The sequence below is a fragment of the Cupriavidus sp. AU9028 genome (assembly GCF_019795295.1).
Classification (GTDB): domain Bacteria; phylum Pseudomonadota; class Gammaproteobacteria; order Burkholderiales; family Burkholderiaceae; genus Cupriavidus.
Genome location: NZ_JAIMCG010000001.1, coordinates 300,766 through 313,848 on the forward strand (window position 1 = coordinate 300,766; position 13,083 = coordinate 313,848).

The window sequence follows — 13,083 nt, forward strand, 5'->3', positions numbered from 1 at the left end:
GACGATGGGCCAGATGCAGCAGGGGCAAGGCAGTGCGACGCAACAGCCGCCGGGCGGGGAGCCGGACCGGCCGATCAGCCGGTATCCAGTGCCGGCATTGCAGGATCTGCCGGACGATATGCGCCAGCGTATCCTGGCGGTGCAGGAGAAGGCCGGCTTCGTGCCCAACGTGTTTCTGGCACTGGCGCACCGGCCGGCGGAATTTCGCGCCTTCTTCGCGTATCACGACGCGCTGATGGACAAGGAGGGCGGTCTGACCAGGGGCGAGCGCGAGATGATCGTGGTGGCCACCTCCGCGGTCAACCAGTGCCTGTATTGCGTGGTCGCGCATGGCGCCATCCTGCGGATCTACGAGAAGCAGCCCCTGCTGGCCGATCAGGTTGCCGTCAACTACCGCAAGGCGGACCTGCCGCCGCGCCAGCGCGCCATTCTCGATTTTGCGATGACGGTCTGCACGGCCTCCCATGCCATCGGCGAGAGCGATTTCGACGCGCTGCGTCCGCACGGGCTATCCGACGAGGATGCCTGGGACATCGCCGCCATCGTCGCTTTCTTCGGCTTGTCCAACCGGATGGCCAATACCATCGGCATGCGACCCAACGACGAGTTGTTCCTGATGGGTCGGGTGCCGAAAGCCAGATGATGACCGCGGGCAGGGCCGGTACCGCCCCGCCGCGCGGCCGATGTTCCGTTTCTTTGCTGCAGGAGAACGCATGAATCGACGCACGGCGCCGTGGCGCCCGGACTTTCCCCTTGCAACAGTGCGCGCGGGCGCGCGCCTGGTGCCGCTGCTGGCCGCCGCGGCGCTCGCCGGCGGCTGTGCCAGCGAGCCGTTTCCCGAGGCGCCCCCGCCGCCGCCACCTTCGGAGCAGATGCTGATGCCACCCAATGTGGCCGGCACGCCGGACCCGCGCGCCTGCGCGGCGGACGGCATGGAGGACAACGCCCTGGTCGGCAAGACCGAAGCCGAGGCAGTGGCGCTGCTCAAGGGCTGCGTCTACCGCATCGGGCAGCGCGACGCGCAGCAGTTCCCCGGCACCATGGACTTCCGCGAGGAACGGCGTACGCTGGGCATCGCCGGCGGTATCGTGGTGTGGGTCAAGCGCGGCTAAGCCACGGCGGCCCGGACAGGCGCTAACGCGTCTGCGCGCACATGCCGTTGTCCGGGTCGAACATCACGGGCCACGCTTCCTCGTAGATGCCCGGGGTGCAGCGCTGCTGGCAGCCGGCATGCGCCAGCGTGATGCGGCGCGGGTCCTGCCAGACCATCAGCTTGCAGCCGCTGGCGTCCCTGGCCAGCAGTTCGATATGCGGCAGCTTCATGACCTGGCGAAACTCGTCCAGGTCGAAGGCGCAACTGCCACGGCGCGACACCCACAGTTTCCAGTTCAACGCCTGCACGACGTTGTCAGCGACGCGGACACGGGCTTCCTCGCGGAAACCGTCGTCCTCCGTGCGGCTGCAGTAGCCGGCCAGCTCGATCTGGCGATACGGGATGGGCAGGGGTGGGGTCGGAGTCATCTGGCGCTCCGGCGGGACCGGCGGCAGGGCGAGTTCTGTGCGCTGCGCGAGTTGCGGTGCCGTACAGCCGGCGATCAGCGCCAGCAGCGCCAGCAGCGCTGGCCACGTCACCGCCGTCTGCCGCAACCACCTTGCCATGCCGTTGCCTTCCTTGTCGACGACCATGCTGGCCTCCCTGCCCTGGTAGCGGTGGACGGCTTCCTGATGGCGTTATAGCGGATGGGCGGTCTCGTGCCATCCGGACGCACCCTGATGCTCCTCCCGTTACTCCCGTTACGGCGTTTTACTCAACGTCAGTGCAAATCCGGAAGCGCTCCGCGCATCCTTTGCCTATGGTGGCGGATTGTTCCGGCGCGTCCTTTGGGCTCGTCCGGCCAGGGTATGCAACCGCAGGGAGGCAGGTGTGACGTTTGTCCGTGGAGTGATCGTGGACCGCCCGCGCAGTGGGGGCACCGGGGGGGCCGGCCCCGAGGGGAATGAGGAACCGCGGGCCAGCGGGTCCTCCGGCCCGGCCGCGGGCGCGTGCAGCCCAGGGTGCGGCGCTATCGAAGGGTCCCTCGCCAGCCCGTCGCTGCGGGCGCCGAACAGGGCGGCCACGCGGCTGCTGCACAAGGTGAATGGTCTGCTGGGCGAGTGGATGGATTCCTACACCGCCTTTGTCGCCTCGCACGTCGATCGTCACGAGGGCACGGGAGACGCGCGGCAGACGGTAGAACATGCCAGCCACCATGCGAGGCTCGGCGCCCAGCTGGAGCGGATTACCGCGGCGCTGCGACGAGAGCTGGCCAGGGTTGGCAGGCTGTTGGGGGCGGTGGCCGCGCGATTCGGCATGCCGGTACAGCCGGACTGGGCGCAGCTGTTCCTGCTGACCGCCCTACTGGCCGCCGTCACGGTATCGATGGCCTGTCCGCCTGCCATCATCGTCATGGGGCCGCTGGTGGCCATTGCCTCCGTCGTCGTGCTTGCACGTGCCATCGCCTCCTGCCGACGTCGTGCCCATCGGCAACGCGAGGAGGCGGACACAGACCTGCACCGGGTCGCGCGCTTTGCGTTTGCCGCGTTGCGGCAGGCGCTGGAACCGCACGAGGATCGCAATGCCGACGCACGCAAGCCGTTTCACGTATCCGCGGCGGCGCGGCCGCTGGTGCAGGGTTGTCTTGCCCCTCTCGAGCGCGCCTGGCAGATCATCGAGCCGCTCACCTTCAGCCAGCCTCCGTTCGAAGTGCTGCTCGGCCATCGGCAGCCGACACGGAAGGAGTGCACGCCGGCCGTCCGCAGGCGTCTGCTGCCGGAGATCCATGCCGCGCTGGAGGCAGCAGCGGCGTTGCTCAGCGCAGCGCCCGGTGCGTCGCCGCCTGAGGGTCCGGCACTTGCGCGGCCTTCCCCTGCGACGGCGCGGCTGGACCTGCAGGGGGCGGTAGCCACGGCCAGTGCCGTGGCGATGTGGGTGCAGGTCATGCCGGCTGCCGTATGGCCGCAGTCGGCCTTCGCCCGCCTCGGTCCGAGCGGCGCGCTGGATCATGTCGGCGATTTCGACCGCATGCTCGGCTCGGCGATAACGGCGGAGCCAGACGACATCCTGGCCGGCTTGTTCGGCAGCGTCGTGAGCGCCCTTCGTGCCGAGATGGCGCTGTGCGAGGAGGAGATGGCGAAACTGAACTTGCCGATGCGCCGGCAGGCGCCGCAGCCGACGACTACATCAGGATGATGTCGTACTGTTCCTGGTGGAAGGTCGATTCCACCTGCAGCGAAATCGGCTTGCCGATGAAGTCGCCCAGCATCGCCATGTGCTGGCTCTCCTCTTCGAGGAACAGGTCGATCACCTCCTGCGAGGCGAGGATGCGGAACTCGCGTGGGTTGAACTGGCGCGATTCGCGCATGATCTCGCGCAGGATCTCGTAGCAGACCGTGCGCGGCGTCTTGACCTGGCCCTTGCCCTGGCATACCGGGCACTGCTCGCACAGCACGTGGGCGAGCGACTCGCGAGTGCGCTTGCGCGTCATCTCGACCAGGCCCAGCTGGGAGAAGCTGTTGACGGTAATCCGGGTGCGGTCCCGGGACAGCGCGCGCTTCAGCTCCGATAGCACGGCATCGCGGTGCTCGGCGTTCTCCATATCGATGAAGTCGATGATGATGATGCCGCCGAGGTTGCGCAGGCGCAGTTGCCGGGCGATGGTGTGCGCCGCCTCGAGATTGGTCTTGAAGATGGTGTCGTCGAAATTGCGCGCGCCGACATACCCCCCGGTGTTGACGTCGATGGTGGTCATCGCCTCGGTCTGGTCGATCATCAGGTAACCGCCCGACTTCAGATCGACCCGGCGCGACAGGGCGCGCTCGATTTCCGCATCGACGTTGAACAGGTCGAAGATGGGGCGCTCGCCAGCGTAGTGCGACAGCCTCGAGATTACCGTCGGGGTGTATTCCTGCGCAAACTCGACCAGCTTCTGGAAGTTCTCGCGCGAGTCGACCTGGATGGCGCCGGTGACGTCGCTGACGAAGTCCCGCAGCACGCGCTGGGCCAGGTTCAGGTCCTGGTACAGCAGGCTGGGTGCGGGCAGGGCAGTGGCGTTCTGCCGGATCGATGCCCAGATCTTGCGCAGATAGGCGATGTCGTTGGCCAGTTCCTCGTCGGTGGCGTCCTCGGCCATGGTGCGCACGATGAAGCCGCCGCGCTCGTCTGCCGGTACCAGTCCCTGTACCCGGGCGCGCAGCGCTTCGCGATCGACTTCCCCCTCGATCCGCTGGGAGATGCCGATATGCGGGTCCTGCGGCAGGTAGACCAGCGTGCGGCCGGCGATGCTGACCTGCGTGGACAGCCGCGCCCCCTTGGTGCCGATCGGGTCCTTTATTACCTGCACCATCAGCGACTGCCCTTCGAACAGCGTCTTCTCGATGGCCAGCGGCGCGTTGGCGGAGCGGTCGTTCTCGCGCCGGTGCCAGATGTCGGCGACATGCAGGAAGGCGGCGCGTTCCAGCCCGATATCGATGAACGCCGACTGCATGCCGGGCAGCACGCGTACCACCTTGCCCAGATAGAGGTTGCCCACCAGCCCGCGCGTCAGGGTGCGCTCGACGTGCAGTTCCTGCACCGCGCCTTGCTGGACGATGGCAACCCGCGTTTCCTGCGGAGTGATATTGACGAGGATGTCTTCGGTCATAGGGAAGCGCCGATCTGGAGCGCGTGGCGGGCGGCGGGAGGGGCGATCAGAAGCGCAATCCGGCCTGCCGCAGCAGCGTCGCCGTCTCGAACAGGGGCAGGCCCATGATACCCGAATAGCTCCCGGCGATTCTCTGGACGAACTCGGCGGCGCGGCCCTGGATGCCGTAGGCGCCGGCCTTGCCCATCGGTTCGCCGCTGGCGATATAGCGGGCGATTTCATCCTCGCTCATCGCCCGAAAGGTGACCTCGGAAATCGACAGCGCGTGCTGCATGCCCACTGTCGAAACCACCGTCACCGCGGTCAGCACGCGGTGGGTGGTGCCGGACAGCTCGGCCAGCATGGCGGCGGCGCCGGCAGCATCGGCTGGCTTGCCGAGGATGCGCCCGCCCAGGCAGACGGTGGTGTCGGCGGTCAGCACCGGGCTGGCCGGCAGCGCGCGCGCCTCCCGGCGGCGCAGCGCCGCCTCCGCCTTCAGCGCGCAGACACGCTGCACGTAGTCATCCGGCGATTCGCCGGGCAGCACCGCTTCCAGCGCTTCGGCGTCCTCGTCGTCGCCAGGCAGCAGCATTTCGAAGCCGATGCCCAGCTGGGTCAGCAGTTCCTGGCGGCGGGGGCTCTGGGAGGCGAGATAGAGGACGTCGTGGATCACGTCGGCTCCGTGCATGAAGGGTTGTCGGAAGGGAAGGGGCGACCGGCACGGTCGATGGGCGCGCGTGGCGCCGGGGCACAGCGTCAGGCCCGATGATACGGGTGATTCTGCGTGACCGACCACGCACGGTACAGCTGCTCGGCGAGCAGCACGCGCACCATGCCGTGGGGCAACGTCAGGCTGGAGAGCCGCAGCAGCATGCCGGCGCGCGCTTTCAGCGACGGGTCCAGTCCGTCCGCGCCGCCGATCAGGAAGGCGACGTCGCCGCCCTCGCGCTGCCAGCCGGTCAGCTGGTCGGCCAGCTGCATGGTAGTCAGGTCGCGTCCGCGCTCGTCCAGCGCGACGATGCGGCACTGTTTGGGCAGTGCCGCCTCGATCCGCGCCGCCTCGCGCTGCATCACGGTGGCGGCGTTGTTGCTGGACGACCGGGTTTCGGGCTTGATCTCGCGCAGCTCGATGCGCAGCTCCGGCGGCATGCGGCGGGCATACTCGGCGAAGCCGGCTTCGATCCAGGCCGGCATCTTGTGGCCGACGGCGACGATCAGCAGTTGCAAGGGCGCCTCCGTCTGTCCGCGACCGATCAGGACGAGCGCGTGCTGCGCTTGCGGGGGGCGGTGGTCTTGGCCGCGGTCTTGGCTGCGGTCTTGGTTGCCGTCTTGCTGGCGGTCCTGGTTGCCGTCTTCGTCGCCGGGGACCGGGAGGGGGTCTTGGTCGCCGTCTTGGCGGCGGTCTTGGTGGCCGTCTTGGTGGCGGTCCTGGTTCCAGCGGTCCGCGTGGTGGTGCGGCCGGCCGTCTTCGTTGCCGGGCTGCGCGTGGTGGCGCGCTGGCGCGGCGCGGCGCCGTCCTCGTCGCTAGCGCGCGCGCGGACCGGCTTGCGCATGGTGGCGATCGCGTCGGGGTCGGTGTCCTCGTGACCCATCGGCGGCGACGGTTCCTTCATGCCTTCGGGCAGGCGGGCCAGCGCCGGGCGCTCGGTGGCGGAGCGGCGTGTCCGCGCGCGCGGTGCGGCCTCTTCCTCTTCCTCGTCCATCGGCTCGCTGGCCTTGGCGAAGCCCTTGTTCGCGGCGCCCAGCTTGACCCGGACCGGCTTGTCGCCCCAGATCTCTTCCAGGTTGTAGTACTGGCGCAACTGCGGCTGCAGGATGTGCACGACCGCGTCGCCGCAGTCGACCAGCACCCATTCGCCGGTTTCCATGCCTTCCACCGCGACGATATGGCCCCCCGCTTCCTTGACGGTGTCGCGTACCGAGGAGGCAAGCGCCTTGGTCTGCCGGTTCGAGGTGCCGCTGGCGATCACCACGCGGTCGAACAGTTCGGTCAGGTGCGTGGTGTCGAAGACCTTGATGTCTTGCGCCTTGACGTCCTCAAGGCCATCGACGATGGCGCGTTGCAGTTTGCGAATATCCATGGTGCTTTTCTTGTCAGCGTGGAATCGATGGCCGGGAGCGGGCTCCGGATTCAGCCATGGCGATAGAGTCCGTGAGTGGCAATGTAGTTTGCCACGCCCGCGGGGAGTTGGTCATCCGCCCGCTCGCCGGCGGCAAGGCGCTGGCGCAGGGCGGTGGAGGACAGGTCGATGGCGAGGGTTGGCTCGATCCAGATCCGGCCGAAGGGCGTGGATTGTATCAGGGCGGTGTCGGCGCGGCGGGCCGCCGCCGCCTCGCGTACCGGTCCGTCCAGCTGCGCCAGGTCGAAGCCCGGGCGCGTGGCGACGCACAGGTGCACGTAGTCGAGCAATTGCTCCCAGCCATGCCAGGTATGCAACCGCAACAGCTGGTCCGCCCCCATCAGCCAGCATAGCGACGCCGCCGCACCATATTGCTCCCGGCAGGCGCGCACGGTGTCGATGGTATAGCTGGGGCCGGCGCGGTCGACCTCGATCCGGCTGGTGCGCACCTGCGCTGCGCTGTCCTGCAGGGCGGCGGCGGCCAGTTCCGTCATCGCCAGCCGCTGGGCGGCGGGCGTCACATCGGTGCCCTTTTGCCAGGACTGCCCGGTGGGAATCCACAGCAGTTCGTCCAGCCCGAGCCGGTCGATGCAGAGCCGGGCCAGCGCGACGTGAGCGGCATGTGGCGGGTCGAAGGTGCCGCCCAGCAGGCCGACGCGTCGTGGGCGCGCCTTCGAGGAAGGAATGGCTGGGGCCGGGGTCGATGGAGCGGCTTCCGTCATGCGGATCAGACCCAGTCCCGCGCCGGCAGGAAGTCGGTCGCGAGCGCCGCCTCGGCGCTGCCCGGTTCCGGTTGCCAGTCGTAGCGCCATGCGGCGCGCGGGGGCATCGACATCAGGATCGACTCGGTGCGCCCGCCCGATTGCAGGCCGAACAGCGTGCCGCGGTCGAATACCAGGTTGAATTCGACATAGCGGCCGCGCCGGATCGCCTGGAACTCGCGCTCGCGCTCGCCGAAGGGCGTATCCATCCGCGCGCGCAGGATCGGCAGATAGGCTTCGAGGAAGCCGTCGCCGACCGCCTGCATCATGGCGAAGCTGCGCTCGAAACCGAGTTCGGCGAAGTCGTCGAAGAAGATGCCGCCGATGCCGCGCGCCTCGTTGCGGTGCTTCAGGAAGAAATACTCGTCGCACCAGCGCTTGAAGCGCGGGTAGAGGGTGTCGCCGAAGGGCGCCAGCGCGGCCTTGCAGGTGGCATGGAAATGCCGGCAGTCGTCGGCATTGCCGTAGTAGGGCGTCAAGTCCATGCCGCCGCCGAACCACCAGACCGGATCGGCGCCGGCGCGGACCGCCATGAAGCAGCGCACGTTCATGTGCACGGTCGGCACATAGGGGTTGCGCGGATGGAAGACCAGCGACACGCCCATCGCCTCGAAGCCGCGGCCGCTCAGCTCGGGCCGGTTGGCGGTGGCCGAAGGCGGCAGCATGTCGCCGCGCACGTGCGAGAAGCCGACGCCGGCGCGCTCCATCACGCCGCCTTCCTCGAGGATGCAGGTGCGGCCATTGCCGCGCAGCCGTTCCGTGGGCGGCTTTTCCCAGGCGTCGATGGCGAAGGGCCGGCCGTCGATGTCGGCGACGGCTGCGGTGATGCGGTCCTGCAGACCGAGCAGGTAGGCGCGCACTGCCTGGGAATCGATCATGTGTTCACGGGTCGGATGGTCGATGACGAAGCGCTGGCGCCGGGCATCAGTGCCGGATCGCGCGATAGCCGATATCGGTACGATACTGCATGCCGTCGAAGCGGATCTGCGACACGGCGGCATACGCGGTGCGCTGCGCGGCCTTGACGGTGTCGGCCAGTCCCACCACGCACAGCACGCGCCCGCCGGTCGTCAGCAGCGTGCCGTCGGCCAGCGTGGTGCCGGCGTGGAAGGTCACGCTGTCTTCGGTGTCGGCCGGAATGCCGGTGATGGTATCGCCCTTGCGCGGCGCGTCCGGGTAGCCGTGCGCGGCGATCACCACGCCCAGCGCGGTGCGCCGGTCCCAGTCCAGCACCACCTGGTCCAGCTTGCCGGTGACCGCGCTTTCCATCACGTCGAACAGGTCGGTCTTCAGGCGTGCCATGATGGGCTGCGTCTCCGGATCGCCCATGCGGCAGTTGAATTCCAGCGTCCTCGGGTTGCCGTCCTTGTCGATCATCAGGCCGGCGTAGAGGAAACCGGTGAACGGAATGCCATCCTTCTCCATGCCGCGCACGGTCGGCACGATGATCTCGCGCAGTACCCGTGCGTGCAGTGCGGGCGTGACCACCGGGGCGGGCGAGTAGGCGCCCATGCCGCCGGTGTTGGGGCCGGCGTCGCCGTCCTGCAGCCGCTTGTGGTCCTGGCTGGTGGCCAGCGCCAGCACATGGCCGCCTTCCACCATCACGATGAAGCTGGCTTCCTCGCCCTCGAGGAATTCCTCGATGACCACGCGCGCGCCGGCATCGCCCAGCTTGTTGTCGCCCAGCATCATGTCCACGGCGGCGTGCGCTTCCTCCAGCGTGGTGGCGACCACCACGCCCTTGCCCGCGGCCAGGCCGTCGGCCTTGATGACGATCGGCGCGCCCTGCGCGTCCAGATACGCGTGCGCCTCGCCGGCGTCGCTGAAGGTCTGGTAGGCGGCAGTCGGAATGCCGTGCCGATGCATGAACGCCTTGGCGAAGTCCTTGGACGACTCCAGTTGCGCGGCGGCGCGGGTCGGGCCGAAGATGCGCAGGCCGCGGGCGCGGAAGAGGTCGACGATGCCGGCGGCAAGCGGCGCCTCGGGGCCCACCACCGTGTAGTAGACGCCTTCGCGCTGCGCGAAGTCGGCCAGCTCCTGCGGGTCGGTCACCGGCACGTTCTGCAGGCGCTTGTCCAGCGCCGTGCCGCCATTGCCCGGGGCCACGTAGACGACCTGCACCTTGGGCGACTGGGCCAGTTTCCAGGCCAGCGCGTGTTCACGTCCGCCCGAGCCGACAACCATTACTTTCATGATTCACTGCCAGAAGAAATACGCTTGAAACCCGGCGTTCGTGCCGCTGCGCGCAGCGCGGCAGCACCGGGGGAAAAGGGGAGGGCCGCTGCCGGGCAGCCGCCCCCGCCATGGTCAGTCGGCGATCACCGCGTTGGTGAAGACTTCCTGCACGTCGTCGAGGTTCTCGATGGCGTCCAGCAGCTTTTGCATCTTGACGGCGTCGTCGCCGGTGAAGGTCACCTCGTTCTGCGGCTTCATCACGACGTCCGCGACTTCGGCCTTGAAGCCGGCCGCTTCGAGCGCTGCCTTGACCGTACCGAAATCGTTGGGCGGGCAGACCACTTCGATGGAGCCGTCCTCGTTGGTGACGACGTCGTCCGCGCCGGCTTCCAGCGCCGCCTCCATCAGCTTGTCCTCGGGCGTGCCCGGGGCGAACAGGAACTGGCCGCAGTGGGTGAACATGAAGGCCACCGACCCTTCGGTGCCCATGTTGCCGCCGTGCTTCGAGAAGGCATGACGGACCTCGGCCACGGTGCGGGTGCGGTTGTCGGTCAGGCAGTCGACGATGATGGCGGCGCCGCTCAGGCCGTAGCCCTCGTAGCGGATTTCCTCGTAGTTGGCGCCCTCGAGCCCGCCCACCCCGCGCTGGATCGCGCGCTGGATGTTGTCCTTGGGCATGTTGGCGTCGGTCGCCTTGTCGATGGCCAGCCGCAGGCGCGGATTGGAGTCGGCGTCCGCGCCCCCCAGCTTCGCGGCAACGGTGATTTCCTTGATCAGACGGGTCCAGATCTTGCCGCGCCTGGCGTCAGCGGCGGCTTTCTTGTGCTTGATGTTGGCCCATTTGGAATGACCGGCCATGGTGTTCTCCGATGCGGATGGTATCGAGTAAGGGGGCGGCGATGCGTGACGCTGCCGGGGCGGACCGGCCGCCGTCTCGCGGCGGTGCAACCGCTACGGCGGCGGCCGCTGGCGGCGCGAGTGCAGAGGCAAGAGCAACGCTGCTGTCGGCCCGCTGCTGCCGTGCGCTGCTGGCTATAATCAGCCCGGGATTTTATCACGCGGCCGCTGCGCCACAGGCGCCGCGCGGGCCGGCGCATTGCCGCCGCCGCCCGTTTGCCGCTTCGCTCGGACGCAACCGGAAACCAATATGGCCGACCCCATAGTCATCGCAAAGAACGCCCGGCATGAACTGGCATTGTTGCCGCAGATGGGGAATCGCCACGGGCTGATCACCGGCGCGACCGGCACCGGCAAGACCGTGACGCTGCAGGTGCTCGCCGAAGGCTTTTCCCGGCAGGGGGTGCCGGTCTTCCTCGCCGACGTGAAGGGCGACCTGACCGGCATTTCGCAGCCCGGCCGCGGCAGCGACAAGCTGGCCCGGCGCCTGACCGAGCTGGGCCTGCCCGAGCCCGAATGGCGCGGCTGCCCGACCACGCTGTGGGACGTGTTCGGCGAGAAGGGGCATCCGGTGCGGGCCACCGTCTCCGACATGGGACCGCTGCTGCTGTCGCGCATGCTGGAACTGAACGACACCCAGCAGGGCGTGCTGAACCTGGTGTTCCGCATCGCCGACGACAACGGCCTGCTGCTGCTCGATGCCAAGGACCTGCGCGCGATGCTGCAGCATGTCGCCGAGCAGGCCGGCGAATACCGCAGCGAGTACGGCAACATCTCGGCCGCTTCGGTCGGCGCGATCCAGCGCGGCCTGCTGGCGCTCGAGGCGCAGGGCGCCGACGCCTTCTTCGGCGAGCCGATGCTGAACCTGGACGACTTCATGCAGACCGAGCGCGGGCAGGGGGTCGTCAACATCCTCGCGGCCGACCGGCTGCTGCATGCGCCGCGCCTGTACGCGACGTTCCTGCTGTGGCTGCTGTCCGAGCTGTTCGAGAAGCTGCCGGAGGCGGGCGACCTCGACAAGCCGAAGCTGGTGTTCGTCTTCGACGAGGCGCACCTGCTGTTCGACGACGCGCCGCGCGCGCTGCTGGACAAGATCGAGCAGGTGGTCCGGTTGATCCGCTCCAAGGGCGTGGGCGTGTACTTCGTCACGCAGAACCCGGCCGACATTCCGGATACCGTGCTGGGGCAACTCGGCAACCGCGTGCAGCACGCGCTGCGGGCCTTCACCCCGCGCGACCAGAAGGCCGTCAAGGTGGCGGCGACGACCATGCGCGCCAATCCGGAGCTGGATGTGGAGGCGGCCATTGGGGAGCTGGGTGTGGGCGAGGCGCTGGTGTCGCTGCTCGATGACAGGGGCACGCCGGGGATCACCGAGCGTGCGTGGGTGCTCGCACCCGGCAGCCGCATCGGTCCGATCGACGCGACCGAGCGCGCGCAGCTGCTGGCCTCGTCGCTGGTGGCGGGCGTCTACGACAAGACGGTGGACCGGGAGTCGGCCTACGAGCGGCTGAAGATGCGGGCGGCGCCGAACGCCGCGCAGCAGGAGCCTGCCGCGCCGCGCTCCCGCGAAAGCGGCAACGGCCCCGGGCAGGAGCAGGGCGCGCAGGGCGGCGGCCTGTGGGGCGAACTGACGCGTGGCTCGGGCAAGACCGGCCGCGGCGATTCGATCCTGGAGGCGATGGCCAAGTCCGCCGCGCGCACGGTCGGCTCGCAGGTCGGCCGCGAATTGATCCGGGGCGTGCTGGGCAGCCTGCTGGGCAGCAAGCGCCGGCGCTAGGCCGGCGCGGGCATCAGTTCTTGGTGCCGAACAGGCGGTCGCCGGCGTCGCCCAGGCCCGGCACGATGTAGGCGTGCTCGTCCAGGTGGCTGTCCAGGGAGGCGACGAACAGCTTCACGCCCGGGTGGGCTTTCTGGAACACCTCGACGCCTTCGGGGGCGGCGACCAGCGCGACGAAGGTGATCGCCTCGTCCTTGACGCCACGGCGCTTGAGCACATCCACCGCATATGCCGCCGAATAGCCGGTGGCGACCATCGGATCGCACAGGATGAAGCTGCGGTCTTCCAGCGCGGGCAGCCGCACCAGATATTCGACAGGGCGGTGCTGGTCGTCGCGGTAGACACCGATATGGCCGATCCGCGCGGAGGGAATCAGCTCGACCAGCCCGTCGCTCATGCCCACGCCGGCGCGCAGCACCGGCACGATGGTCAGCTTCTTGCCGGCGATCACCGGGGCGTCCATCTGGACCAGCGGGGTGTCGATGCGGCGCGTGGTCAGCGGCAGCTCGCGGGTGATTTCATACCCCATCAGCAGCGTGATCTCGCGCAGCAGCTCGCGGAAGGTCCGCGTCGAGGTGTCGCGGTCGCGCATGTGCGACAGCTTGTGCTGGATCAGCGGGTGGTCGAGGATGTAGAGATTCGGGAAACGCGGATCTTGCTTCATGGCTTGCGGCAGGGGTGAGGGGCGGGCGCGC

14 protein-coding genes are annotated in these 13,083 nt (G+C 68.6%); 4 read left to right on the forward strand and 10 right to left on the reverse strand.

Features of this window, described 5'->3' with window-relative positions; translation table 11 throughout:
• The first annotated feature begins 13 nt into the window (after positions 1-13).
• Positions 14-643, forward strand: a complete 630-nt coding sequence (locus K6V06_RS01335) for a peroxidase-related enzyme (protein WP_255581529.1) — start codon at positions 14-16, stop codon at positions 641-643.
• Positions 644-713: 70 nt separating this feature from the next.
• On the forward strand, positions 714-1,112 hold the full coding sequence (locus K6V06_RS01340; RefSeq protein ID WP_255581506.1) for a hypothetical protein: 399 nt from the start codon (positions 714-716) through the stop codon (positions 1,110-1,112).
• A gap of 22 nt (positions 1,113-1,134) precedes the next feature.
• Here the strand turns inward: K6V06_RS01340 and K6V06_RS01345 are convergent, their stop codons facing one another.
• On the reverse strand, positions 1,135-1,686 hold the full coding sequence (locus K6V06_RS01345) for a hypothetical protein (protein ID WP_255581507.1): 552 nt from the start codon (positions 1,684-1,686) through the stop codon (positions 1,135-1,137).
• Between the two features lie 472 nt (positions 1,687-2,158).
• Between K6V06_RS01345 and K6V06_RS01350 the strand changes: the two genes are divergently transcribed.
• Positions 2,159-3,229, forward strand: a complete 1,071-nt coding sequence (locus K6V06_RS01350) for a hypothetical protein (protein WP_222239766.1) — start codon at positions 2,159-2,161, stop codon at positions 3,227-3,229.
• Here K6V06_RS01350 and rng read toward each other — a convergent pair.
• From rng to K6V06_RS01390, 8 genes are all read right to left on the reverse strand, one after another.
• Positions 3,216-4,679: a ribonuclease G gene (rng, locus tag K6V06_RS01355; protein ID WP_222239767.1), complete on the reverse strand. Its 1,464-nt coding sequence runs from the start codon at positions 4,677-4,679 to the stop codon at positions 3,216-3,218. The genes K6V06_RS01350 and rng overlap by 14 nt on opposite strands.
• A 46-nt stretch (positions 4,680-4,725) precedes the next feature.
• A complete protein-coding gene (locus K6V06_RS01360) occupies positions 4,726-5,346 on the reverse strand; it encodes a nucleoside triphosphate pyrophosphatase (RefSeq protein ID WP_222239768.1) in 621 nt (206 codons plus the stop codon).
• A 68-nt stretch (positions 5,347-5,414) separates the two neighbouring features.
• Complete coding sequence (gene rlmH / locus K6V06_RS01365) at positions 5,415-5,885, reverse strand: 23S rRNA (pseudouridine(1915)-N(3))-methyltransferase RlmH (RefSeq protein ID WP_222239769.1); 471 nt, start codon at positions 5,883-5,885, stop codon at positions 5,415-5,417.
• Between the two features lie 26 nt (positions 5,886-5,911).
• A complete protein-coding gene (gene rsfS, locus K6V06_RS01370) occupies positions 5,912-6,739 on the reverse strand; it encodes a ribosome silencing factor (protein WP_222239770.1) in 828 nt (275 codons plus the stop codon).
• A 50-nt stretch (positions 6,740-6,789) separates the two neighbouring features.
• On the reverse strand, positions 6,790-7,500 hold the full coding sequence (locus K6V06_RS01375; protein ID WP_222239771.1) for a nicotinate-nucleotide adenylyltransferase: 711 nt from the start codon (positions 7,498-7,500) through the stop codon (positions 6,790-6,792).
• A gap of 5 nt (positions 7,501-7,505) precedes the next feature.
• Positions 7,506-8,417 (reverse strand): oxygen-dependent coproporphyrinogen oxidase, encoded by a 912-nt coding sequence (gene hemF / locus K6V06_RS01380; RefSeq protein WP_222239772.1) that lies wholly within the window; start codon positions 8,415-8,417, stop codon positions 7,506-7,508.
• A gap of 46 nt (positions 8,418-8,463) precedes the next feature.
• Positions 8,464-9,732 (reverse strand): phosphoribosylamine--glycine ligase, encoded by a 1,269-nt coding sequence (gene purD, locus K6V06_RS01385; RefSeq protein WP_222239773.1) that lies wholly within the window; start codon positions 9,730-9,732, stop codon positions 8,464-8,466.
• 114 nt (positions 9,733-9,846) lie between these two features.
• A complete protein-coding gene (locus K6V06_RS01390; RefSeq protein WP_222239774.1) occupies positions 9,847-10,572 on the reverse strand; it encodes a YebC/PmpR family DNA-binding transcriptional regulator in 726 nt (241 codons plus the stop codon).
• Between the two features lie 289 nt (positions 10,573-10,861).
• Between K6V06_RS01390 and K6V06_RS01395 the strand changes: the two genes are divergently transcribed.
• The gene (locus tag K6V06_RS01395; RefSeq protein ID WP_222239775.1) at positions 10,862-12,388 is read left to right on the forward strand and encodes a helicase HerA-like C-terminal domain-containing protein; all 1,527 of its coding nucleotides are present in this window, start codon (positions 10,862-10,864) and stop codon (positions 12,386-12,388) included.
• A gap of 13 nt (positions 12,389-12,401) precedes the next feature.
• On the opposite strand, the gene upp is transcribed toward K6V06_RS01395, so the two are convergent.
• The gene (gene upp, locus K6V06_RS01400) at positions 12,402-13,052 is read right to left on the reverse strand and encodes a uracil phosphoribosyltransferase (RefSeq protein ID WP_222239776.1); all 651 of its coding nucleotides are present in this window, start codon (positions 13,050-13,052) and stop codon (positions 12,402-12,404) included.
• Positions 13,053-13,083 lie beyond the last annotated feature (31 nt).

Coding starts and splice junctions, on each gene's coding strand:
- K6V06_RS01335 (WP_255581529.1), top strand. CDS start 14: ATGCAGCAGGGGCAAGGCAGTGCGACGCAACAGCCGCCGGGCGGGGAG.
- K6V06_RS01340 (WP_255581506.1), top strand. CDS start 714: ATGAATCGACGCACGGCGCCGTGGCGCCCGGACTTTCCCCTTGCAACA.
- K6V06_RS01345 (WP_255581507.1), bottom strand. CDS start 1,686: ATGGTCGTCGACAAGGAAGGCAACGGCATGGCAAGGTGGTTGCGGCAG.
- K6V06_RS01350 (WP_222239766.1), top strand. CDS start 2,159: ATGGATTCCTACACCGCCTTTGTCGCCTCGCACGTCGATCGTCACGAG.
- rng (WP_222239767.1), bottom strand. CDS start 4,679: ATGACCGAAGACATCCTCGTCAATATCACTCCGCAGGAAACGCGGGTT.
- K6V06_RS01360 (WP_222239768.1), bottom strand. CDS start 5,346: ATGCACGGAGCCGACGTGATCCACGACGTCCTCTATCTCGCCTCCCAG.
- rsfS (WP_222239770.1), bottom strand. CDS start 6,739: ATGGATATTCGCAAACTGCAACGCGCCATCGTCGATGGCCTTGAGGAC.
- K6V06_RS01375 (WP_222239771.1), bottom strand. CDS start 7,500: ATGACGGAAGCCGCTCCATCGACCCCGGCCCCAGCCATTCCTTCCTCG.
- hemF (WP_222239772.1), bottom strand. CDS start 8,417: ATGATCGATTCCCAGGCAGTGCGCGCCTACCTGCTCGGTCTGCAGGAC.
- purD (WP_222239773.1), bottom strand. CDS start 9,732: ATGAAAGTAATGGTTGTCGGCTCGGGCGGACGTGAACACGCGCTGGCC.
- K6V06_RS01390 (WP_222239774.1), bottom strand. CDS start 10,572: ATGGCCGGTCATTCCAAATGGGCCAACATCAAGCACAAGAAAGCCGCC.
- K6V06_RS01395 (WP_222239775.1), top strand. CDS start 10,862: ATGGCCGACCCCATAGTCATCGCAAAGAACGCCCGGCATGAACTGGCA.
- upp (WP_222239776.1), bottom strand. CDS start 13,052: ATGAAGCAAGATCCGCGTTTCCCGAATCTCTACATCCTCGACCACCCG.